This is a genomic window from Sphingobacterium athyrii (assembly GCF_003071065.1).
Lineage (GTDB): Bacteria > Bacteroidota > Bacteroidia > Sphingobacteriales > Sphingobacteriaceae > Sphingobacterium > Sphingobacterium athyrii.
In genome coordinates this window covers 36,034-60,957 of record NZ_QCXX01000007.1, presented here as the reverse complement: position 1 = coordinate 60,957, position 24,924 = coordinate 36,034, and the positions used below count along the sequence as shown (strand labels likewise).

Sequence of the window (24,924 nt, the reverse complement as noted above, 5' to 3'; positions counted from 1 at the left end):
AGGATTTAAGTCTTTAATTCATGTTATAAATGAAAGTTCAACTTGATCTATTCGTCTCTCAAACTATTTACCGGGTTAGCTTTTGCCGCCATAATACTTTTGGCTGATAGAACAACGCTTGCGAAAGCAATCAAGCTCAGGGCAGAAAAACCAAAAATCCACGGATTTATTGTAGTGCGATACACGAAATCATTTAACCAATTATGCATAAAATAATAAGCGATGGGAAAGGCAACCAAACAGGCTATGGCAACCAGGGAAAGTAAGTTTCGAAGCAGTAAAAATGTGATCTGGAAAACAGAAGCACCTAAAACTTTACGTATACCAATCTCTTTTGTCCTTTGATTGGCTGTAAATATCGCTAGCCCAAATAAACCTAATCCTGCAATAAATACAGAGAGCCCCACAGCCCAAGATAAGAGCTTAGAGAGCTGTTTCTCTTGTGTATAAAAGTTTTGAATAACCTCATTCAAAAAGCGCAGATCCAGTTCGTCATCAGGGAAAACCGATTTATAACTTAAAGTGATCTTGTCGATCGTGTTTTTCCAGTTTTCAGGATGCGATTGGTCCAATGCGATATGGAGTACATATCCTGTCTTGCTGCCTGTATACAGGACCGGTTTAACCCCTTGTCGTGCAGAAGCCAAATCAAAATCTTCCATTACACCAACGATGATATTTTGTCCATTTTCGAAGGTTTTACCGATGGCATCCTGAGGATTCTTGATATGCAGTAACTCCAGTCCTTTTCTATTGATCAACATTTCACTTGTTGAATCCCGTAAACGGACATTTCTTCCTGCTATAAGTGGAATTTTATAAACATCTAAATAGTTCTCATCACCCGACCGGCCATCGAAGGTCAGAGATTCCTTGTTTGGCGATTGATCGTAAGCGATTGCGGTAGTCATCCAGCCGTTCATTGCAGGGGCGATATTCCCAAAGCTGATGGCCTTGATATCTGTTAGCTTTTTGAGCTCGTTTTTAAGGATGACACCTTTCGCAGAGTTTTGGAAGGCCCCTGGGATGTAGATATTGACAATAGCGTCTTTCTGAAAGCCCATATCTTTATGGGTGACATAGTTGATTTGGCGAACGACAATAAGCACACAAATGAGAAAAGCCTGGGCCATGACAAACTGAAAGATGGTCAGTGCTTTGCGTAGCCACGAGCTGCGGGAAAGATTGGTGTTTTTTCCGAGCTGGTTTTTGAGCGCCAGTACCGGTGCATATCCTGTCAGTACCCAAGCAGGATAAAATCCGGCTAGTAAGGTCACTAAGATCAATTGCCCGAACAGAAAGAAAGCAATAACTGTTTTGTCCAAACGATCCAAATTTAAGTTTTTGGGAATAAATCCTTCAAAGACATGTAAGAATAAAGGAAGCAATAGTACAGCAAGTATCGTTGCGGATAAGGTAATAAGGAATGTTTCCAGTAGGAATTGTTTGATCAATGTCGCCTTAGAACTACCCAGTGTTTTGCGGATGCCAACTTCCTTGGCCCGTTCAATAGACTGAGCTGTGGATAGGTTGATGAAATTCACGGCTCCCAAAGCGAGGAGGAAAAAGGCCAGCAGGATCAGATTGCGAAGCGTTCCCGGGTGAGTAGCGTCATAGTTGAATCTCGTGTCAAAATGCACATCTGCCAACGCTTGTAACTCAAGTTTATCATTGATTTTCTCTCCTTCTTTATATTTATATTTTTGAAGGAGATTAGCGATATTGCGTTCCAGTAGATGAGGATTAGGTTGTGCTTTTGTTTTAATGAGCACCTGATGCGTGTCGGATATACTATTCCATGCGTCCCAGCTATACATATCTTTCAGACTATTGTTTTGTGGGATCGTTGATTCGGCAATGAAGCTGTCAAAATTAAAATCCGAATTATGTTGCGGGTTTTCAATTACTCCGGCCACTTGCAATGGAATACTATCTGCATAGATGACTGTCCTACCGATTACATCTGAGGGGGATTCCTTACCGTAAAATTTTTCTAAAGCCTTTTTTGTAAGCACAATATGGCCAGCTGTATTTAAGGTCTGGGCATTTCCAGCTAACCATTTATAGGGAAAAATATCGAAATATTGACTATTCGTAAAAACGATCTGTTGCTCTTTTGGAAAAACCTGAAATTTGTCTGTCGCCAAAGAAACCTTAAGTTTTTGTACATGGCTACGATAAATAGGAGCTACTGCTTCCAAGTTGGGCAACTCAGCCTGCATGGTGCGTACTAATGGTACATAAACACCGGCGTTTTTGAATTCACCGTTACTGACAACGCGATAGACCTGTTTTTGATTGGAAACATGTTTGTCAAAACTATAATCGTATTGGATCATTAAGAAAATAACAAGAGTCGCCGTAATACCAATCGCGAGACTCGTGATGTTGATGAACGTAATCAACTTATGTTTTTTTAAAAAACGGTAAGCTGTTTTAAGTGAATTTGCAATCATTGTTACTTCGTTTTTTGTTAATCAACGAGCAGCATCGCCGTTAGTTCAATCAGGAGGATTGGTATCAGGTGTTGCTATGCAAAGAGCTAGATCAATTCGTTTGCCATAAGTGTAATGTGTTGTATATGAGTGCTTAATTTTATTTTTAGCACATGTTGGGTTGTTCGAAAATGGACAGTATGTTGTTCGCTTCCGAACAAATAAGGAGTTGTTTTTATAGCTTTTGGCGCGATATGTTTTTTTTATATTGCGCCAAAACTCTGTTTTTTTATAGCTTTTGGCGTGATATGATTTTTTATATTGCGCCAAAACTCTTTTTTTTATTACTTTTAGCATAATATAACTTTGTTTTTATGGGTATTGTTATAGGTAGGTTAGAGGAAATTAGTCTGCTACGTAAAATAGAGCGGTCGGGTGATGCAGAGCTTGTCGCTGTTTATGGACGCCGTAGAGTAGGTAAGACTTATCTCATCAGGAACGGATTTAGTCGACCGTTGGATTTTGAATTTTCAGGTTCTCATCATGCTACATTGAAACAGCATTTGGAGAGTTTTAGCATGGCTCTTGGCAAAACCATGGGCAATATTCCATTGGCAGTGCCAAGTAACTGGCTACAGGCTTTGATATGCTCGAAAACTATTTTGCTCCATTAATAAAAAAGCGGCGATGTATTATTTTTTTTGATGAGTTTCCTTGGATAAATACCGCTAGGTCGGGCTTTATGCCTGCGTTTGAAAATTTTTGGAATAGGTGGGCTTCGCAACAAAAAAACTTGATTGTGGTGATCTGTGGTTCTGCTGCGGCTTGGATGATCAAGAATGTAGTCCGCAACCGGGGAGGCCTCCATAACCGGGTTAGTCGTCGGATACGTCTGCTTCCGTTCAATCTTTCTGAAACCGAAGCATTTCTAAAAAGCAGGAAAGTTACCCTTGATAGGTTTCAACTGATACAGCTCTATATGGCATTGGGTGGTATTCCGCAATATCTTAAAGAAATTGAACCGGGTGAAAGTACAGCACAGGTGATAGATCGTTTATGTTTTCAAAAGGATGGTTTACTACAGGAGGAGTTCAACAACTTGTATCGATCATTGTTTGATGATGCGGTAAACCACATGGACATCATTCGCGCATTGGCAAAAACGAGTGCGGGAATGACGCGTAAGGAAATTATCAAAACCTGTGACTTAACTTCTGGCGGACACGCGACCAAGTTGCTGGAAGAGCTTGCGGAATCAGGTTTTATTCAGCCTTACATCCCTTTCGGCAAGCAATCAAAAGATAGTATTTATAAGCTAACGGACGAGTATTCACTGTTTTACCTTCATTTTATAGCAAACAGTCGGACTAGAACTGCAGGCTCATGGATGAAGCTTGCTGACAAGTCCACTTGGAAAATTTGGAGCGGTTATGCTTTTGAATCGATTTGTTTTAAACATATAGATCAGTTGAAACAGGCGCTGGGAATTGAGGGAATATATACGGAGGTTTCTGCTTGGCGGCAGCGCGGATGGAAGGATGGTGTAGGTGTACAGATTGACTTACTGATTGATAGGCAGGATTTATGTATCAATGTGTGCGAAATGAAATTTTCTGTCAATCCATTTCAATTGACAAAATCTTATGCAGAACAGCTTGGTCAAAAACTTCGTATATTCAAGGAACAATCCAATACACGAAAGACGCTCTTTCTTACCATGGTGACGTCCTTTGGTGTTAGTAATTTGGAACAATATTCAGGCTTGGTACAGAAGTCGTTCACTATGGATGTCCTTTTTGATCGTTGATTATTTTGAACAAATCCACAATCCAATTGCGGATTTGTCCAAAATGGAAAGCTATTTCCGGATCATCATTCGTCCCTTAAACTATTTACCGGATTCAATAGTGCGGCTTTAAATGTCTGGAAGCCTATTGTGATAAATGCGACCAGCGCGACTGATATTATCGCAATCAGGTATGCCCACCAAGGCATCTCGATATGATATACAAAATCATTTAACCAATTACTGAAGAGGTAATAAGCAATCGGCCCAGCAATAAGAAAAGAAAGAATGATTAGTTTGATATAATTTGATGAAAGTAAGTGAATAATGCTCGGAACACTTGCGCCCAGCACTTTTCGGATACCGATCTCTTTGCTTCGTGCCTCGGTTGTATAGGCTGCTAAGCCCAACAAACCCAGGCAGGCTATAAAAAGGGTAAGAAATGAAAACAGGCTCATGACATTGGATGACCGAATTTCATTTTCATATTGATTTTGTACGTGCTGATCTAAAAACGAAAAATCGAATGCAGCTTCGGGTGCAATGGCCATATATATCTTCTTTACCTGTTCAATATATCCGCTAACATCTGTTGTTTTATAACGGATCAGTAAGTTTCGTGCCGATTCGGAAGGATCGTTCATGGTATAATAGCTGTAACCTCCAATTTCTGATTTAAGGTTTGAATAATTGAAATCCTGGACGACACCAGTGATGATAGAATTGGTCGGGCTCATCTCGGTAACAATATGTTTTCCGATGGCCTCCCCGGGAGATTTATACCCTAAAAATTTCAGTACCTTTTCGTTAATCAACACGTAGCACGTAGAGTCTGGACGTCCCCAGATATCGGGCAAATCCGTTCCCGCAAGTAATTTTAATCCAAGCGTATTTACGGTCTTTCCATAGGTAACGCAGCTTAACGTCGGCAGACCTTGCTTGTCCGTTGTTAATTTATAGGTTGTTTTTCCACTTTCGTTACTTCCTGGTATGGACTGTGCGAACGTGGTGGATAGCGTATTTGATAAGCTTTGGACCTGTTGGTTCAGTGTATTGAGTTTTTCATGGCTCCGGAAAGAACGGATAGGGATAGATACCACCTGTTCAGGTTGATAACCCAGATCTTTGTTCCGAATAAAATTCATCTGTGTAAGCATTACACTGATGCCTATGATCAGAATAATGGAAATGGTAAATTGACATATCACCAAAATTTGCCTGACCAAAACTGTTTTGCCCTGTTTGTTATAGCCCTTATTCATCAAGGCTATCGATTTGATTTTCGATAAAAATAAGGCTGGATAGCTGCCGGCAACAAGTGTGATAACAAACCAAGATATGGCTAATATTCCGAGCATATCCCAATTCAGAAGTTGTCGGATAGTAATGTTTGTGCTGCCTATGGTATTAAACAGCGGAATCAGAATAACAGACAGCAGCACGCCAAGGATCATAGCAAAAAGGCTAATCGTTGCGGTTTCAACAAAGAAACGGACAACGAGCTGGCTGCGGGTAGCACCAAGTACTTTGTTTACGCCTACTTCTTTCGCATTTTTTTGTGATTTAGCGGTAGCCAGGTTCATGTAATTGATGCAGGCAATCACGATAACAAGAAACGCAAGGATAGATAGCGTGCGAATGGTATCAATATTTCCCATACGCTTGGTGACGCCCTCCCCGAGATTTGATGAGTAAAGATGTACCTTTAATAATGGTTGTAGGAAAAATTCGGTAAAATATCGGTGATCTTTTTCGACATATTTGTCAATGAGTTTAGTTGCTTCTTGCGCAACAATTGCTGGATCAGCTCCTTTTTTTAGTAATATATAAGTCTCATAACTGGCATTACTCCAATAGACATTTTGCCCCATCCATGAATCCATAATATTCATGACCATATTACAGTCCAGGGTGCTGTTGGCAGGGAGATCCTTGAATACTCCGGTTACCTGTACAGTATCCCTTTGGTTAATGGAAATGAGTTTGCCGAGTGCTTCACTGTTTCCGAACAACTTCTCTTTTGTTGATTGGGAAAGCACAATACTCTTTTTGTTCAGGAACGCTGTATGTACACTACCTTCAATAAATTGGAAGTCAAAGATGGAGAATAGTGTGGAATCTGCAAGGTATAATTGTCTCTCATTAAAATTTTCCTCACCGGCGCGGATGGAAGCCGTTGCTCCAAAGCCATCTTTTACCAACCGTACCATATTATCGACCTGTGCAATATCTGATTTCAATGCGGGGCCCACTGCATTGGGCAGGTTGATCATCTTCTCCCGATTGTATTCCGCCGACAGCTGCATGTGCAACCGGTATATATTATTGGATTTTGTATACATGGTATCAAAACTCAGTTCCTGACGAATAAAGGCAAATAAAAGGAGTGAAACACAGATGCCAATAGCTAATCCGCTAATATTAAGGATGCTGAAAAATCGGTTGGCTCTGATACTCCGCCATGCAGTCTTTATGTAGTTCTTGATCATGATCGTATATGATTGTGTCGTGCTATATATAGTCGGTTTTTGTATTATGTTACTTACTCATCTCTCAGACTGTCTACTGGATTAGCTTTAGCGGCTTTAAATGTTTGATAGCTAACGGTGATCAGGGCAATGAATACAGCTGACAATCCGGCAAAAGCAAACATCCACCATTTTGGTTCAATATGGTACGCAAAATTGTCCAGCCATTTGTTCATCGCTATCCACGATAATGGTGTGGCGATACAGATTGCGATGACCAATAGTCGGATAAAATCGGAAGAAAGCAATAGCACTAAATTATAGATGGATGCACCGAGAACTTTCCGCACCCCGATTTCTTTGGTGCGCTGTTGCGCCGTATAAGTCACAAGTCCAAGTAAACCTAAGCAAGCAATGAAAAGGGCAAGGCTTGAAAATGCGGTAAAGAGTCTTCTAAAATTATAATCGGCTTCGTATTGACGGTTAAAATTATCGTCTAAGAAACTGTACAAAAAGGGACGATGGGGAGCGAGTTCAGCCCATAATTTACCGATTCTGTCGATCGTTTGCTGATTGACATGTTGTAAATTAACGGCTAGATAACGGCTGCTACCCGGTTCAAGACGCAAGGTTAGGGGTTCAATTTTACGATGTAAAGAAAGGTAGTTGAAATCTTTTACAACACCGATGACCGTACCTTCTTTGCCCCATTGTCTGAATTGTTTTCCAATAATGTCCTGTGGGTTTGAGTAGCCCCATAATTTGGCCGCAGATTCGTTGATAACGAGTGAATGAGCGGTATCTGCTGGGAAATCACGTGAATAGGCTCTTCCCGCAACCATCTTGATGCCCATATTGGGGATAAAGTCTATATCTACCTCATATAGGGATGGAGCGAAATCGGTCATTTTGCCATCTGTCGACATAATCTCTGTTCCGGCATTTGGAAAAAATGCTCCCGGTACGGTGCGTGAAGCTGTCACCGACTGCACATCTTTATCTTTTGCAAGTGTATTTTTGATTGCCTCTAAATTGTTGTTGACTTTTTCGTCAAAATTATAGTCGATGATTAGTCGTTGTGCTTTTTGAAATCCAAGATCCTGCTGTTGCAGTTGATTCAATTGCGAAAATACGATTACGGTACCAGCAATCAGTGCGATGGAGAGACAGAATTGGAAGACGACAAGACCCCGACGTAACAATGTCCCGCCCTTACTGCTGCTAAAAGCTCCTTTAAGGACTTTAATTGGTTGAAAGCTTGCCAGGATCAATGCTGGGTAACTTGCCGCTAAAAGTCCGGTGACAGTTGTTGCCAAAAGAAATATTGACCAAGTAGTACCGTTCATTAATGATGAATAAGTCAGGTGTTTTCCAGAAAATGCTTCTAAAAAAGGGAGAAAAGCAAGTACTAGAACAATTGCCAATAATCCACTGAAAAAGACAAGAGCCAGCGATTCGGACATAAATTGGAGAATCAGATTACTTTTATTAGCGCCGATTGCTTTTCGGACACCAACTTCCTTGGCACGTTCCATGGATCTGGAAGTAGCCAGATTCATAAAATTCACACAGGCAATCAGTAGAATAAACCCGCCGATGATCGTAAAAATATACAAATTTTGATAGCTGCCAGTTGCTCCGGGTTGACGATCTGCCGTAGAATGCATATAAGCCTGAAGCATGGGTTCGAGATGGAAATTGTATCTAGAATTGGCATTTTCTTGCACCGGGATATGTCGCTTGAGAAAATCAGGTATTTTTTGATTGAATTTTACGGGATCAAAGTCTTTTGAGGCGAGAAAATAGGTGTAAAAGTCCACATAGCCCCAGCCTTCTTTTTCAAAGACATCTGGTCTTGCTTTTCGGAATGTACTCATTGAGAGCAGAGCATCGAAGGTAAAGTGTGAGTTGGCCGGCACATCTGCCATCACAGCAGTTACGGTATATAAACCTGCATCTGCGCGGCCAGCAGCGAGCCCACCTTCAATGGTTTTGCCGATAGGGTTCTGGTCGCCGAAATATTTTTTAGCGGTGCTTTCTGTTAATACAACGGAATATGCATTTTTTAGTGCTGTATGTGGATTTCCGGCAAGGACTTTCCAGCTGAATACATCAAAGGCCGTTGAATCCATGAAAAATACATTTTCTTCCTGGAACCTATTTTCTCCTTTTTTGAGTAGGATGGACGTTTGCCCAGAGAATTGAACGATCTTGTCTATCTCTGGGAAGTCAGCTTTCAGCGCCTCACCAATTGGGGCATTCCCCCAGATCTGCTGCTGCGATGTGCTACCGACTTCTTTATAGTCATGTACGACACGATAAATGCGGTCTTTGTTGAGATGATATTTATCGTACGAGAGTTCATGCTGTACATAAATAACGATTAGTAAACAACAAGAAAGGCCAATGGCAAGGCCTATGATATTTATGGTGGCATACCCTCTATTCTTGAGAATATTGCGCCAGGCTATTTTAATATAATTTTGTATCATGGTTGCTGTTTTTTGATTTATTCAGTTATGTATGTTATTTGTTTTTAGTAAGATTGCCTTATGAGCTCTTCATTATTTTATGTAATCATCTTTTAAACTATGTATGAGGTTGGCCAATGCCTCTTGTTTGTTAATGAAATAATCGTGTAGAGATCGTAATGGGATCATTTCTGATACCCATCACTTTCTCTGATCACTATTGAGCTTCTTTTATTCATCTCTTAGACTATCTACTGGGTTGCTCAAAGCTGCGCGAACGGCCTGATAACTAACGGTGATAATTGCGATCAGCAAGGCCAAAATACTTCCCAGGACAAACGTTTGTACGTCCAGATCTGTTTTATAGGCAAAATTGCTCAACCATTGTTTCATCAGGTAAACTGCGATAGGGCATGCTATCAGAATGGCAATGGAAACGAGGATCACGAAATTTTTGCCCAGTAGTCTGACGACACCAAAGGTGCTTGCTCCGAGTACTTTGCGGATTCCGATTTCCTTTATGCGCATTTGTGCTTCGTGAGTTGCCAGTGCAAACAGACCCAAAGCGGATATAAAAATTGCGATGCCCGCAAAAATGTTGAATAACAGGCCAGTGCGGCGCTCCGATTTATACAAATTGTCAAACTGCTGATCGATGAATGTATAGTTAAATGGAGCATCGGAAGGATAACGGTTATAAATTTTTTCTAATGCCTTAATCGCCTCAGGAGCTTTTGTCGTACTTGTTTTGACATATAAAGTACCTGCTCCATAACGCGTCCAAAAGACCATCGGTCCTATTCTGTCTTTGATGGATTTGAAGTGAAAGTCTTTTACCACACCGATAATTTGTCCCGGAACATCATGAAAACTCATGTTGGATCCCACGTAAGGCGGTTTTAAGCCCATTTGTTTCGCTAAGGTCTCATTGATGACATATCCAGACGAATCAGCCGGCATACCGGTAAAGTTTTCTCCTTCCAGAAATTGAATACCCATCAATGGAATAAAATTCTTATCAATGGTTGCCTGAGCAACAATCAGTTTGTTGTCTTTGGACTTGCCTGGCCAGTCTATATCTCCGGTTGCATTTCCGAAATCCGTCATATTGTAAACGCCGGACAAGGAGACAGCCTGAATAGCGTTGTTGTTTTTGAGTTCGGTCCGTATCGCATCCATATGTTTATAGGCTTCTTCCGGAAGACCAAGAGTCATGACATGATCTCTGTCATAGCCGAGATTGATCTTTTGGATAAAAGCCAATTGGTTTCGGATCACCAGTGTGCATACAATCAGTGTCACGGAGAGTGTAAATTGGAAAACCACCAATATTTTACGCATCGTATTTGAAGAAACCCCTTTTACGGATTTTCCTTTTAACGAATGGATTGGATTAAATGATGAAAGTTGTATCGCAGGATATATGCTGGACAGACCCAGTGTCCCTATAATTGCGATTCCAATGTATAGCCATATTGCCGTATTACGGAAGGAAAAGCTGATTGATTTTTGTGCGATCTGATTATATCCTGTATGAAGGATGAATATAAGGATAAAAGCTATCAGCAGCGAGCAAAGGAATACAACGATTGTTTCCGTGATGAATTGTAAGAATAGGTGGAGACGGTTGGCACCGATTATTTTGCGGATACCAACATCTTTCGCCCGATCCAATGCTCTTGCGGTGCTCAGATTGACATAATTTACCGCACCGATGACCAGCAGCAATACGGCAATAATCCCAAAAATCTGCACCATGCGAAGCGTTGATTTATTACCGTCAGGAGCAATTAAATGCATGGTTTTTAACGGGTCTAAAACAAATACAGTCGAATTTTCGCCGTTACGGGCTTTGGTATAGGAGTCTGTGATAGATTTTCCGATAAGTGCTGCAGAAGTGTTGGGTTTGACTTTAACATAGGTTGAAAAACTGTAATTGCCCATGTCTTCATCTATTGTTTTCCATTTGCCATTACCGCCCCAGTTTGTAAATCGCTGTGCATGATAACCTAGCGGGATAACGACGTCGAACTGAATTGAGGAGTTTTGCGGGAGATCTTTTAGGATACCCGCCACGGTAAAGAGATCTTTCTGATAACGGAAAGTTTTTCCGATAGCCTGCTGGGTACTAAAAAGTTTTTCGGCTGTCGATGGGGTGATAAGCGCTTGTTTATAATTTGCCTGAAAACCTGAAAGGGAGCCCTCTTGCAACGGAAAATGAAACATGTTGAAAAAATTACTGTCAACATAGTAGATGTTCATATCCGTTACGGGACGTTTTAGCTTATCATTGACCAGCGTCGTATTGTGGTCCTGTGAAATACGCGTTGCATAGTCTACCTCGGGTATATTTTGTGCATAATTTCCGATCGGACCAGGAGAATTTTCCCATATAGAACCATTATGCTCGGGATCTAAATGAGAATTGACTTTGTAGATATGCTCATAGTCTGGATGGAATTTATCAAAACTTTGTTCATCCTGTACCCAGAGAATAATTAATATCGAGGCAGTAAGACTGACCGACAAACCTAATATATTGATAGCGGTATAGAATTTTCTTTTCCTTAATTCCCTGATTGCTGTTATTAAATAATTCTTTATCATAGAGATAGGTGTTTATTGTATTGATTACTATTGAGCTTCTTTACTGTTTTATTCATCCCTTAAACTATCCACCGGATTTGCGCGGGCAGCCCGCAATGATTGGAAACTTAATGTCATAAATGCGATCATTATCGTGAGTATTGCCGGGATAAAAAATAACCACCATTGTATTTCAATTTTAAATGGAATATCACGTAACCATTCGTTCATGGCCCACCAGGCAATTGGTGTTGATACCAATATTGAAATGATGATTAGTTTTATGTAATCTTTGGACAGTAAGCCAATAATACCGGTAACCGAACTTCCCAATACTTTCCGGATTCCAATTTCTTTTGTGCGTTGTACAGTTGTTATCGTGACTAGACCAACGAGGCCGAGGCAGCTCAGCAATAAGGTGATCGCTGTTGCCAGATTGATAATCTTAGACAATCGCATGTCAGTCTCGTAGAGAGACTTGATCTCCTGGTCGTAAAAACGGTAGCTGAATTTTGCATGTGGATAGATATTTTTCCATTCTTTTTCGAGGTTTGCCAATGCAGTTGGCCATTTTTTAGGATCATTGTCCAAGCGAACGTTAATATGTCCGAGTGGGCTTCTATTGGTCGAAACCTCCATCACAATGGGATTCAATTGTTGGTGGAGATCTTTGCTGTGAAAATTGGCTATGATACCAACAATTTTAACGTTTTTGTCGCGGGATACAACAGCCTGTCCAATTGCTTCGTCAGCGTTTTTAAATCCTAATTCTTTCATGGCTTTTTCATTAATTACAATACCCGAACTTGTGTCGGACATCGACAGTTTACGACCGGCGAGTAACCTAATATGGTAAAGGTCAATGTAATCCTGATCCACAAATTTGTATTGCATAAACTGATTTTTACTTTCCTCTTCGCCATATTTGCGAATCGGATTGCCCCAATAACTATTGTCCATAGGAAAATGCCCCAAGGAAACACGGCTGATTTCGGGATATTTAGCTAATGCCTGCTTGAAAACAAATGGATCTGTTGTCGCTTTATCAGCATTTCTATTTGGAATTGATATGGTGACAATTGCATCTTGATTAAAGCCTAAATCACTTTTGAGCATATGTTTGATCTGAATGCTGATCACGAAAGTGCCAATAAGGAAAATCTGTGCAATTACAAATTGAAAGATAATCAGACCTTTACGGAGAAATACCCCTTTGTTAGAATTGTTTGACAGTGATTTTATTTTCATCACGTCGATCAATCTTACTTTGTTGATCAGTATCGATGGATATATTCCTGCAAATAATGTAATTAAGACGAGCAATCCGATGATGAATAACAACAGATTGAACTGGTCGTTGTAGTTGTTGAGGTCTGGAGGAATAAAATCACTGAACAGCAATTCCATCATTTTTGTCAATGGCCAGGAAAGAAATAATGCGAATAGCGCGATCAAAAAAGTCTCTGTCAAAAAGCTTCTGGTCAGGTAAATTTCCCGTTCACCCAGTGTTTTTCGGATACCGATAGCGCGTGCGCGCATAGGTACCATCGCCGTACTTAGATTGATGTAATTGATAGCAGCTAATACAAGTAGGAAAGCAGCTATTCCGATAAGTCCATAAAGCACCTTGATATTGCTGTGATTTTGTATAATAGGGTTAAAATGAAGCTCAGATAATGCCGAAAAACGAACGGTTTGTTTGTAGTTCTCTTTTTTATATTCTTCGCCATTCATCTGCAATACTTTTTGATCGATGGTATGGGCTAGATTTTTGAGATGATCGGTGGATTTGACTTTGACGAATAGCTGATAATAGTTCATCAGCATCATCCAATTGTTTAGGTTCGGATCCTGATCAGGTATTTTGATAAACTCCTTACCAATAAAAGTACTTGGATAACTCAGGTCTTCTACAATACCAGATACAATAAACTGTGTCGTATCATAAGAAATGGTCTTGCCTATAATATCCTGATTTTGCAGCTTGGGAAAATAGGCTTTCGCGCGTGATGCGGTAAGAACGACCTCATTTTGGAGTTTGAAAAGCTGATGCGGACTTCCGGCAAGCCACTTATAGGGTACCATCTTAAAATAGTCGGCAGTTGTTGCAAAAATCTTTTCCTGTCCGGAAAATTCTGTGGGCGTTTCACTTTTGGAAGCCGGTGTTACGACTTCAAAATAACGATTATAATAAGGTACAACCAATTCGACATCTTGCGAGTTCTCTTTCAGGTAATAAGGAAGGGGAAATGGTACTGCGTCAAAATCCCCGCTTTCATTCTCCTGTTGTGTATGCGAATATACTTTGTAAATCTGCTCTTTGTCTGGATGTTGTTGGTCAAAACTAAATTCATAATTGACAATACGAAAAATAAACCAACAGGCGCTTATACCAATGGCAAGTCCCAATACATTCAGAAATGTAAAAAGACGATGTCGCCAGAGTTGTCTAAAAATCAATTTCACGTTACTCATTACAATTCAGTTTTTATTCTTTATAAAATGCTTTTTATTCATCCCTTAAACTATCCACCGGATTTGCGCGGGCAGCACTGATGGATTGATAGCTCATGGCTAAAAATGCTACGCCAATAGTTACTATCGCCGGAACGATAAACATCCACCAGCTGAGCTCTATTTTAAAAGCAAAGTCTGTTAACCATTTGTCAATCGCCAGCCAGGCAATCGGCGTGGCGATGAGTATTGAAATTATAATAAGTTTGATATAATCTTTGGATAACAATAACACGATCCCACTGATCGTGCTGCCCAGAATTTTCCGTATACCGATTTCTTTTGTCCGCTGATGCGTAGTAAGTGTCACTAATCCGATCAATCCCAGGCAACTTAGCAAAATGGTAATGGATGTTGACAAATTGATTATTTTATAAAAGCGATAATCTTTCTCATACAGCTCTTTGATCCGCTGATCATAAAATTGGTAGGCAAATGGTGCATTTGGATATACGTTTTCCCATTCGGTCTTTATAGATGCAATCGCCTGGTGCCATTTTTTAGGGTCTCCATTTAATTTGATATTAATATTCTGCAGCGTGCCCTTGTTGGTTGAGATTTGCATAGCAAGGGGTTCTAATGGAGCATGGAGATTAAAGTTGTGGAAATCGGCCAGTATGCCTACAATTGTGGTTGGACGATCGTTTACAGTTACGGTTTTTCCGAGTGCTTCCACCGGAGTTTTAAATCCAAACTTACTAATGGCCTTTTGATTGATCAGTATTCCTGATGTTGTATCCGAAAGTTTGAGGGGCCGCCCGGCCAGTAATTTCATTTGGAATACATCCAGGTAATTTTCTTCAATATATTTAAAAGGCATATTGACCAAGATCTGACCGGTATCGCTCTGCATCATGATATTATTTCCCCATTGGTCGTTATTCATTGGGAGGTGTCCTAGCGAAACCTGGTCGATTTCAGGATATTTTTGGAGAAGTTCTTTCAAAAGAAACGGACTTTTGCCTGAATCTTCTGCTTTTTTATAGGGCAGTTTGAGGGTAATAACAGCATCATCCTGAAAGCCAACATCACTGTGTAAAGCATGCTGTAACTGTAAACCCATGATCACTGTCAGTACGACAAAAGCCTGGGCGATCACAAATTGAAATACAATGAGAATCTTGCGGAGTGAAATACCACCAAAGGAAATTTTATCGGTTGCATGTATTTTTATGGCTTCGACGACATGGACTTTATTAATAAGGTAGGCTGGATACAGACTGGAAATCAACGTAAGTAGGATAATAAGACCCAATAGAAAGATAAAAACAGATAAACCATCTGAATAGGCATTTATATTTTGCGGGAGATATGAACTAAAGGTAAGTTCAAATATCTTGACCAATGGCCAGGAGAATAATAGCCCAAATAGACAGGTAAAAAATGTTTCTTTGATAAAAGACAATGTCAGGTGCCGGGGTTGCTCACCCAATGTTTTTCGGATGCCGATTTCCCTGGCCCTGGCGGGAACACGGGCTGTCGTCAAGTTGATGTAATTAATGCTGGCCAGTATGAGCAAAAATGCCGCAATGCCAATAAGTCCATACATGACCTGCTTGTCACTGCTGTTTAAGACGAATTTATTGAAATGTAATTCAGTAAGCGGAGCTAATTCGTAACCAGCCGTTATATTGTACTGTTTGAATTTTTCTCCGACCATCTCATTGAACTTTTTGGTTGCAGCGCCAATTACTTGCGCGGGACTTCCGGTTTCAGTTAATTTAACATAAACATGGAAATTTGAACTTGAATTTTCCCAATTCTCTGCTTCCTGAGGATTGGGGTTTACACGGATAAATTCTTTGGAGATAAAACTGCTCGGGTAGTCTAAGTCGGCGACAACTCCGGTCACGGTAAGGAGCTGATCATCGTATTGCATTGTCTTGCCGAGAAGGGATTTTAAGTCTGCATCGGGGAAATATTGTTTTGCACGTGAGGCCGTCAGGATGATCTCATTGTTGTTTTTGAGTGCGGTATTCGGATTACCAACAATCCATTTGTAGGGAACAAGTTTAAAATAGTCCGCAGTAGCAGAAATAATTTGGTCCTGCTCATTGAACTCCAAGGTTTCATTGTTGGAACGCTTAACCTTGATGCTTTCAAATGATCGATTAGCGATCGGTGCAACCAATTCCAATCCGGTCAGATCTTTCTTTAAATTATTCCCGAGGTAAGTACCAAGCGGGTAGGGAGTCCCATCAAAACGATGGATATTTTCACCTTCCTTAAAGGCGGAGTAAAGCTTATAAATCCGTTCCTTGCCGGGATGATTCTGGTTAAAACTGAATTCGTAGTTGACAATCCGAAATACAATCCAGCTTGCGCTGATCCCGATCGCTAGACCGATGATATTAAGGAAGGTAAACAGACGGTTACGTCCCCATTGTCTTAAAATTAATTTTAAACCTTTCATCGTTTTATAACTTTAAACTCGTTTAATAGCTCTTGATCCTGTATTGGTAAGCGCTTTAGATCTTTAAGAACATTTCTTGTCCTTAAAATGGGCCGCTAGCTTTACTAGGATCCTAATGATGTTGTTTCCATAATAACCTGTCCATCCAGCATGCGAATGACACGATCCGAAAATTTGGCGTCGTGCTCACTGTGGGTTACCATCACGATGGTTGTGCCGGCTTCGTTCAATTCGGTTAAGAGTTGCATCACTTCATTACCGTTGTTGGAATCCAGGTTACCGGTAGGCTCATCGGCAAGAATTAATTTCGGATTATTGACGACCGCACGGGCAACGGCCACACGCTGTTGCTGTCCCCCGGAAAGCTGTTGCGGAAAGTGGTTGCGACGGTGCATGATCTGTACTTTTTCCAATACTTCCTCGACACGTTTCTTGCGTTCTGCAGCAGGTACGTTGGTATAGACAAGAGGAAGTTCCACGTTTTCAAATACGGTCAGCTCATCAATCAGATTAAAACTCTGAAATACAAAACCAATATTGTGCTTACGCAAATCCGAACGGCCACGTTCCTTGAATTTGGCGACTTCAATCTCGTTGAACAGGTAGCTTCCCTCATCCAAATCATCCAATAAACCGATAATATTCAGCAGGGTGGATTTGCCGCAACCAGATGGACCCATCACGGCGACAAATTCACCCTCTTTTACGTGAATGTTCAAATTGTTCAATGCCACAGTCTCCACTTCTTCCGTGCGGTAATACTTTTGAAGATTGGTTATTTTAATCATATTTTTTGCGCTCATGGTTTTATGTTTTGGGCCCTTGGCAGCAGCTTTGGGCAGTTATTATTCTGTTTAAAAATATTCTTTATAGTGTTTATTTTTCTGTTTATTCGTCTCGGAGTGTTTTGGTAGGATTGGCAATTGCAGCTTTAAAGGCCTGTGAACTGATCGTCAATAAAGCTATTACTATTGCGGCTAGTCCGCTCAATACAAAAACTGTCCAGGAAATTGTGATATGATGCGCGTAGTCTGCCAGCCATTTGTGCATAAAAATCCAGGCAATTGGAAAAGCAATAATACAGGAGATACCAATAAGGATAATAAATTCGCGATTGAGCATCTGGATAAGCCCAGAAACTGACGCTCCTAGTACTTTGCGGATACTGATTTCCTTGGCACGTTGTTCTGTAGCAAAGGCGGCTAAACCAAATAGGCCTAAGCATGAAATAATAATAGATATGATGGCAAATACGCTGGATAGCTGTTGTATAAAAAGTTCAGCCTGAAATTTGCTATTGAAGGTTTCATCCAAAAATTTGTAATCGAAAGGAAATCCGGGATTATTTTTTACAATAATCTTTTCAATTTGCTGAATAGCTTGTGGTAGATCAATTCCGGCTTTTGTCCGGATATTTAATAGGCCGCTCTCTCTGACCAAGGGAATAAATAACATCGGATCTGGATCGGCATATACGTTGTTATAAACAAAGTTTTTGACGACTCCGGCAATAGTATAATTTTCTTCGCCGTAATTAAGGATACTACCCACAACATGACCATCTTTGCGGATTAATTTAGCCAGAGTTTCATTAATAAGAACCGAAGTGCTGTCTCCTAGTAAGTTGGCATGGAAGTTTCTTCCATCAAACATTTTAAGATCTAATGCTGGTACTAATCCTTCATCTGCGCGCAACATGCCGATCAGAATACTCTTGTTGGGATCTTTTCCTTCCCAATTGAAACCAGAGGTATTATTGTAAATGTTGAGAATACTCACATCACTGACACCGACCTGCTCCACTAGTCCAGTTGCGATGAGTTGGTTTTTGATTAGGGGAAGATGTTTGGCCATGTCCCCTTGCAATGCGGTGGTCAGTACCTGGCTCTTGTCAAAACCCAGGTCTTTATTTTTGTTGTGTTGTATTTGCTGATAAATGATGATTGTACAAATGATCAGTACAACTGATGCGGTATACTGTAGCACAACTAATCCCTTGCGGATAAGACTTCCGGTCCCGGCTTTCTGCTTTGCTCCTTTGATCGTAGACAGTGGTTTAAAAGCGGACAGAAAGAATGCGGGATAGCTTCCTGCAAATAGTCCGCATATTAAAGTAATTGTGATAACAAAGGCAAGATGCATCGGTTTTAATAAATCGACCTGAAGGTCTTGGCCAATCATGGTATTAAATGGCCGAATACAGATATAGACCAATAAAATAGCGACTAAAGAGGAGATAGAGGCTAGGACCAATGATTCTGCGAGAAATTGACCGATCAACGATTGACGGCTTGCGCCAACAACTTTGCGCATACCGACTTCTTTTGCTCTTTTTTCGGATCTGGCAGTAGCGAGATTCATAAAATTGATACAGGCAATCAGCAAAACGATCCACGCAATAATGGTGAATAGACGAATATTTTTTAAGCTTCCTTCTATTTCATTTCCACTGTTATCAAAACGGTTATGCGTAATCCATCTTTCCATTGGATAGAGGAAGTTTTGTGAAAAAGTAACCTCACCATTGGTTCTGTTTTTGACATAGTTCATTAGCTGTTTGTTGATTTGATCAACATTTGCATTGTCTTCAACCTGAATTAAAGTCTGGATGCCATTATTGTCCCATCTGGTCAGCCAGTCTTGGGTAGATTCAAATTTTTTGAATGGAATTAACCATTGAAATTCGTAACTACTATTTTTAGGAAGGTCCTTTGTAATGGCTGAAACGATGTAAAGGTCTTTGTTATTAGTCTTCACTGTTTTGCCTAGAGCAGGTTGATTACCAAATAATTTTTTCGCACCAGATTCCGATAAAATGATGTTATCTACTTTGTCAAATGCGGTCTTACGATCTCCCTCCGTAAATTCAAGGGAAAGCAAGTCCGCAACGGAGGCGTCAGCATATAACCCATTTTGAAATAAATTGTTGTCACCAACAGAGAATAACATTGGGTTAATCCATGTCATACGTACAGCATGTTTAATGCCCGGAATCTCTTTCGCTATATTTTGCGCCAGGGGACCTGGGGTTGATTCGAACACAAAGGTTGCGCCATCATAGGTCTGTTTTGACTTAACGATGTAAATATCCTTTTTATTGGGAAAGTTATCATTATAACTCAACTGATTTTCTACCCATAAAAATATCAGTGCTGCCGCAGCAATGCCAATTGCTAACCCAAAAATGTTGAGGAAGCTATAACCTTTGGTTTTCCAAAGGTTACGAAAGGCTGTTTTTATAAAGTTCTTTATCATCGTGTATCTTGTATTATTATTTGTTCTGTATTTTTCTATTCGTCCCTTAAAATCTTCGTTGGATTAATCATTGCCGCTTTCAGAGAAACAGATCCTGCTGTAAGGACCACCAATAAAATAGTTATTAGGCTTGCCAGTAAAAAAATCCAAGGATCTATTGAAGTGCGGTAAACAAAATTGTTAAGCCAGTTTGAAATGATAAGCCAAGAAATGGGAAATGCAATAAGAAAAGAAAGTATCACGGGAACCATATAATCTTTCCCGATCATCATGACAATATCTTGTTTGGATGCGCCTAAGGTTTTGCGGATTCCGATCTCTTTAAGTTTAGCTTCTGTACTGAACAATACAAGTCCCGACAGACCAATACATGAAAGCAAGATCGTAATGGCGGCAAATAGTTGGACAAGTTTTCCATGAACAACATCTTTTTTATACATTTTATCAAAAGATTCGTCCATAAAAGAATAATTGAATGCTGATTCGGGATTATATTTATTCCATAATTTTTGGACAGCACTCAACGCTTGCTTTTCCTGCCCTGGGCTTGTTTTGACATACATGCCACCGAGTGCATAACCCATGCCTGAAAAAAATATGCAAGGTTTTATCGCTGTTTTAAGATCATTAAAATTAAAATCTTTCATAATCCCCACAATAGTCAATTGTTTACCCTGAAAAGTGATGGTTTGTCCAATTGGATTCTTTAGCCCCATTTGTTTAACTGCTGTTTCATTGAGCAAAGCATGGCTGCTATCTGAAGGGTTGTTTTTAAAACCATTTCCTTCGGTTAATTTGATATCCAATACGGACGTGAAATTTGGAGCTATTGCAACTCGGCTGATAAAGAAATTGGATTGCATGCGGTTTTTTCCATTCCAATCGATATCTGCGGTTTCGGAGCCGATGTTACTGATATCATTGCTGGCGGCCGTTACACCTAAAATACCCTGCTGTTTCTGTAATTCGTTACGGACAGCCTCATAATGCGTTAAAAAGTTTTTCTGCTCAAATAGAAAGACATTCTCTTTGTCGTAGCCCAAGTCTTTGTTGCGCATGTAGCGGAGCTGTTTTTCGAAAATAAAAGTGGTAACAATAAGTATCACGGTGCAACAGAACTGTAAGACAACAAGACCTTTTCGAAGATTATTTTTATTACCAAATAAGGTATTGTTATTTTTTAATTGACTCAAAAGCTTGCTGCTTGAAAAAAGTACTGCAGGATAGATTCCTGCGATAAATACAGTTGCTATAAAAGTGAGCAGAAAGATATACCATAATTCAGAAGAAAGTAGGCTGAATTGAATATTCTTTTCCGCTATTGTATTAAAAAACGGAATACTTAAATAAGCAATCGCTGTTGCTATAAATAGTGAAATCAGAAATAATACAGCAGATTCAATAAGGTATTGAAGAAATAAGTGACTTCTATTGGCTCCGATAATTTTGCGTATACTGATTTCTTTTGTTCTTTTTGTAGCTCTAGCAGTAACTAAATTGACGTAATTAATACAGGCAACCAGCAGTATGACAAAGGCAATGATCGCGAATATATAAATGGACTGTATACCGTTATTGTCACCCTTAGGGGTGTATAAATTTAACTGTGTTATTTTTTGTAGAAAGAAAGCGAATTTGCTATACAATGGGTTTCCTTGGAAATTGCTTTTTTGAATCGCAGTCAATTGCTCCGCTACTTGGGCTGATTTGCTATCTTGTTTTAACAGAAAATAGATATAATATTGAAAATTGCCCCATTTCTCATCCAATGGTTCTTTGGAAAGGCTGTTCAATAATTCAAAAGGCAATAGGTAATCAGCCTTAAGTGAACTATTACTTGGAAAGTTGTTGACTACAGCAGTGATTAAAAAGGGTTGTTTACCTGTTTTCAGAATAGGATCGACTTCTAAATAGAGCGTCTTTCCCAAAGGGTTTTCATTTTTAAAGTATTTATTAGCAATCTTCTCTGTAATGACTATGGACTGTTTCCCTTGGAATAACTTATTAGGCTCCAATAACTTTATAGAACTATCAAATACCTTGTTAAAGGTACTATCAACATACACACCATATTCCGAGGTCATGAGTTCGTTTTTATTGAACTGTATATTCCGCCCCCCGCTTATACGACAGATTTCTTCAATAGCTGGAATTTTTGATTTGCCATAAATAGCAATCGGTGGTGGGCCAGCATGCACAAATTGATCATTTTCTTTATCAAAGTTTGCGGAAAGTTCATACACCCGGTTCGAATTATTAAAGACCTTGTTAAAGGATAGCTCATCCGTAATCCAAAGAGCAATGATAATAACGACCGCCAGACTAATACTTAGTCCAGCAATATTCAAAAGTGTAAACTTTTTGTTTGTCAGTAAGGAACGAATTCCAGTTTTGATCGCGTTCTTTATCATTTTTCTTATGCTCTTATAATAGCGGATATTGAAAGGATTGGATGTCTCTTCTATTTCAATTTTTTAATGACCGCTATGCGATTTTATCTTTTAATACTTAATTCCTGTACCTTGTCATATGTTTCGTAACTTGATACGACAACCTTGTCTCCAGGTTGCAATCCTTTGATCACCTCATAATATTCGGGGTTCTGTCTGCCCAGTTGGATATCCACACGATAGGCTGTGCCTCCATTTTTATCCAATTTGAAGATCCAGTTGCCACCAGTCTGCTGATAGAAACCACCTTTAGCTAATAATAATGCTTTCGTTTCATCACTTAAGGCAAGACGGATCTGTAAAGTCTGTCCGCGGCGGATTCCTTTGGGAACGTCATTGATAAATTCCATATCGACTTGAAAACGACCGTTGGTTACCTGTGTATAAACCTTTTTAATGCGAAGTTTGTAGGTCTTGTCACCAATGGAAAACTCACCTTGGAGATCTGGAAAAATGCGGTTAATATAATGCTCGTCGATATCAGCACGCACTTTAAATCCGGTCAAAACGTCAATTTGACCTAAACGCTCGCCAGCATTTTTATTCTGTCCGATTTCGGCATCAAAAGCTGTTAACTGGCCATCGACAGGTGCCCGGACAATCAGGTCACCAATTTTTCTTTTCATTAACTCCAATGCACTCTGTGTACGCTGGTAAGTCTGCTTGTCCTGATTGGTCTTTTGCGCATTGGAGATCTCGTCCTGTTTTAGGATCTGTTTGGTCAAGTGGACACGTTCCTTTTGATAATTATATTCGTTCTTCGATTTCTCGAATTCTTGTGTACCTATCGCTTTTTCTGCAAGTAATTTTTTATTCAGATTATAGACACGTTCAGCTTCTCGATAGGCCTGTTCTACATCAGCCATTTGATTACGATTGTTGATAGATGCCTGTTGCGCATTCGTCTGGGCGATTTGCGACTGTGTTAATAGGTTCAATACCTGAGTTTCCTGTTGAACTAATGTGAGCTCTTGATCTGTATTGGATAGACGCATAATCGGGTCGCCTTTTTTTAAGACAGTACCATCCTCAACAAATTTTTCCTCCACACGACCACCCACAGAAGCATCAAGATAGATGCTGCTGATCGGAAGCACTGTACCATTTATCGGAATGAATTCCTGAAAATTACCATTTTTTATTTCGACTATGGAGATGCGGTCAGCCTCTACATTGAGTTTGCTTTTGCCCGAGGTAAAATAAAAGCTAGCACCGATTAATCCAACGATGCCAGCAACCCCTACGATGGTCAGTATACGTTTGCTATTCCACTTCTTCTTTTCTAAAGGTCTGTCCATAATTTAATATCAATTTGCTATCTAACTATGAAAGCTGTGCCAATAATTTAACATGTTGATTTGTAGTTGTTTATTTTGTTTTCCTTTGCGTTCGGTGTTCGATAGCGGACACTTCTTGTACGGAGACGTACAGCCTACAGTTTTTTACCGCTAGGATAGCGGGATTTTATTAATATAACCACAGGTTGTGGCAGGACTCGTTTTGTTTTAATAATTTTGTGGATCAACATTGATAGATGATTCCGTTACGGAATTTTTAACTTTCCCGATCTTATCAATTTTGATTAATTTTATCCGTTTAAATAATTAATTATTGACTGTTATGATAAAGAAAGTTTGTTTTTTTCTCCTGTTACTATGTAGTGCTTTTTTGGCTAGCGCTCAATTTAACAATACAAATTCTTTGCTATGGGAAATAAAGAAAAAAGGAAATGTTGAAAGTTCATATCTTGTATTAGTCACGGGAGATCTGTGTGATATTCCACAGTCTTTACTGGATAGGATTCTTGGTTTACGTTCCAATATCCACACATATTATATGGAGTCAGCATTATCAAATAAGAAATCTGATAGTCGAAGTGCCGAAGTAATGTTTTTGAAAAAAAAAGAGCCATCTATTCGCGGATTTTTAACGGATAAGGAATATGATCGACTGCGGGAGCGAATGCGTGAAATGAATATCGATGAAAAAACGTTGAATAAGATGACTCCTGTATTTATCGAAAACTTATTGAAAAGAAAAGCCGCGGGCGACTGTAATAAAACTAATGTAATTGCAAAAACCTTTAGTGAATATGCGGGGCAGTATGGGATTGAGGTGAAAGAATTAGTCGATTTTGAACATTCGGTTGCCAACTTGTTGGGTGTTCCCAATGAATGGAGAGTTGAGCGGATTAAATATTTTCTCGCTAATGAAACAGAATTGAAGGCAGATTTAGCGAAGAAGGCTGCCTGTTATGAACAAGAGGATACAAAAGGTATTATTGACCTTTATTCATTGAGCAGGTTTTTGCGGCCCAGTGAAACAGATATGCTTCGGGCAAAGGAACTATGTCCCCTAATTGAAGCGGCGGATAAAGGCGGTGTACTATTTACTGTTGATCTAATAAACTTGGCAGACAATAAGAATAATTTATTTGATCTGTTGCAACAGCGTGGATATCAGATGTCTCCGATTAATTGATCCCCGATCGTGCTACTGACAGTTATTCTTATTGGGTGTTGCCTGATATTGTCCAACTACGCACA

The 24,924-nt window shown here is 39.8% G+C and carries 13 protein-coding genes; 3 read left to right on the top strand and 10 right to left on the bottom strand.

What is annotated here, in order from left to right; genetic code table 11:
- Window positions 1–47 precede the first annotated feature (47 nt).
- On the bottom strand, window positions 48–2,456 hold the full coding sequence (locus DCO56_RS21835) for an ABC transporter permease (protein ID WP_108635867.1): 2,409 nt from the start codon (window positions 2,454–2,456) through the stop codon (window positions 48–50).
- A gap of 353 nt (window positions 2,457–2,809) precedes the next feature.
- Between DCO56_RS21835 and DCO56_RS29595 the strand changes: the two genes are divergently transcribed.
- Together DCO56_RS29595 and DCO56_RS21830 are read left to right on the top strand one after the other, a co-directional pair.
- Window positions 2,810–3,109, top strand: coding sequence for an ATP-binding protein (locus DCO56_RS29595; RefSeq protein WP_206531867.1), 300 nt, complete (start codon window positions 2,810–2,812; stop codon window positions 3,107–3,109).
- A gap of 68 nt (window positions 3,110–3,177) precedes the next feature.
- Window positions 3,178–4,242 carry an AAA family ATPase gene (locus DCO56_RS21830; RefSeq protein ID WP_206531868.1) on the top strand — a complete coding sequence of 355 codons (1,065 nt, stop codon included), beginning with the start codon at window positions 3,178–3,180 and terminating at the stop codon, window positions 4,240–4,242.
- 65 nt (window positions 4,243–4,307) lie between these two features.
- On the opposite strand, the gene DCO56_RS21825 is transcribed toward DCO56_RS21830, so the two are convergent.
- From DCO56_RS21825 to DCO56_RS21785, 9 genes are all read right to left on the bottom strand, one after another.
- Complete coding sequence (locus DCO56_RS21825) at window positions 4,308–6,710, bottom strand: ABC transporter permease (protein ID WP_108635866.1); 2,403 nt, start codon at window positions 6,708–6,710, stop codon at window positions 4,308–4,310.
- A 53-nt stretch (window positions 6,711–6,763) separates the two neighbouring features.
- Complete coding sequence (locus DCO56_RS21820; RefSeq protein ID WP_108635865.1) at window positions 6,764–9,181, bottom strand: ABC transporter permease; 2,418 nt, start codon at window positions 9,179–9,181, stop codon at window positions 6,764–6,766.
- 210 nt (window positions 9,182–9,391) lie between these two features.
- Entirely contained in the window at window positions 9,392–11,767 is a 2,376-nt protein-coding gene (locus DCO56_RS21815; RefSeq protein WP_108635864.1) for an ABC transporter permease, read from the bottom strand.
- 48 nt (window positions 11,768–11,815) lie between these two features.
- Window positions 11,816–14,221 (bottom strand): ABC transporter permease, encoded by a 2,406-nt coding sequence (locus DCO56_RS21810; protein WP_108635863.1) that lies wholly within the window; start codon window positions 14,219–14,221, stop codon window positions 11,816–11,818.
- A 34-nt stretch (window positions 14,222–14,255) separates the two neighbouring features.
- The gene (locus DCO56_RS21805) at window positions 14,256–16,673 is read right to left on the bottom strand and encodes an ABC transporter permease (RefSeq protein ID WP_108635862.1); all 2,418 of its coding nucleotides are present in this window, start codon (window positions 16,671–16,673) and stop codon (window positions 14,256–14,258) included.
- Window positions 16,674–16,777: 104 nt separating this feature from the next.
- On the bottom strand, window positions 16,778–17,461 hold the full coding sequence (locus DCO56_RS21800; protein ID WP_104385115.1) for an ABC transporter ATP-binding protein: 684 nt from the start codon (window positions 17,459–17,461) through the stop codon (window positions 16,778–16,780).
- Between the two features lie 100 nt (window positions 17,462–17,561).
- Window positions 17,562–19,928, bottom strand: coding sequence for an ABC transporter permease (locus DCO56_RS21795; protein WP_108635861.1), 2,367 nt, complete (start codon window positions 19,926–19,928; stop codon window positions 17,562–17,564).
- A gap of 35 nt (window positions 19,929–19,963) precedes the next feature.
- Window positions 19,964–22,339 (bottom strand): ABC transporter permease, encoded by a 2,376-nt coding sequence (locus DCO56_RS21790; RefSeq protein ID WP_108635860.1) that lies wholly within the window; start codon window positions 22,337–22,339, stop codon window positions 19,964–19,966.
- An 83-nt stretch (window positions 22,340–22,422) separates the two neighbouring features.
- The gene (locus DCO56_RS21785; protein ID WP_108635859.1) at window positions 22,423–23,676 is read right to left on the bottom strand and encodes an efflux RND transporter periplasmic adaptor subunit; all 1,254 of its coding nucleotides are present in this window, start codon (window positions 23,674–23,676) and stop codon (window positions 22,423–22,425) included.
- Window positions 23,677–23,998: 322 nt separating this feature from the next.
- Between DCO56_RS21785 and DCO56_RS21780 the strand changes: the two genes are divergently transcribed.
- Window positions 23,999–24,859: a TraB/GumN family protein gene (locus DCO56_RS21780; RefSeq protein WP_108635858.1), complete on the top strand. Its 861-nt coding sequence runs from the start codon at window positions 23,999–24,001 to the stop codon at window positions 24,857–24,859.
- Window positions 24,860–24,924: the final 65 nt, after the last annotated feature.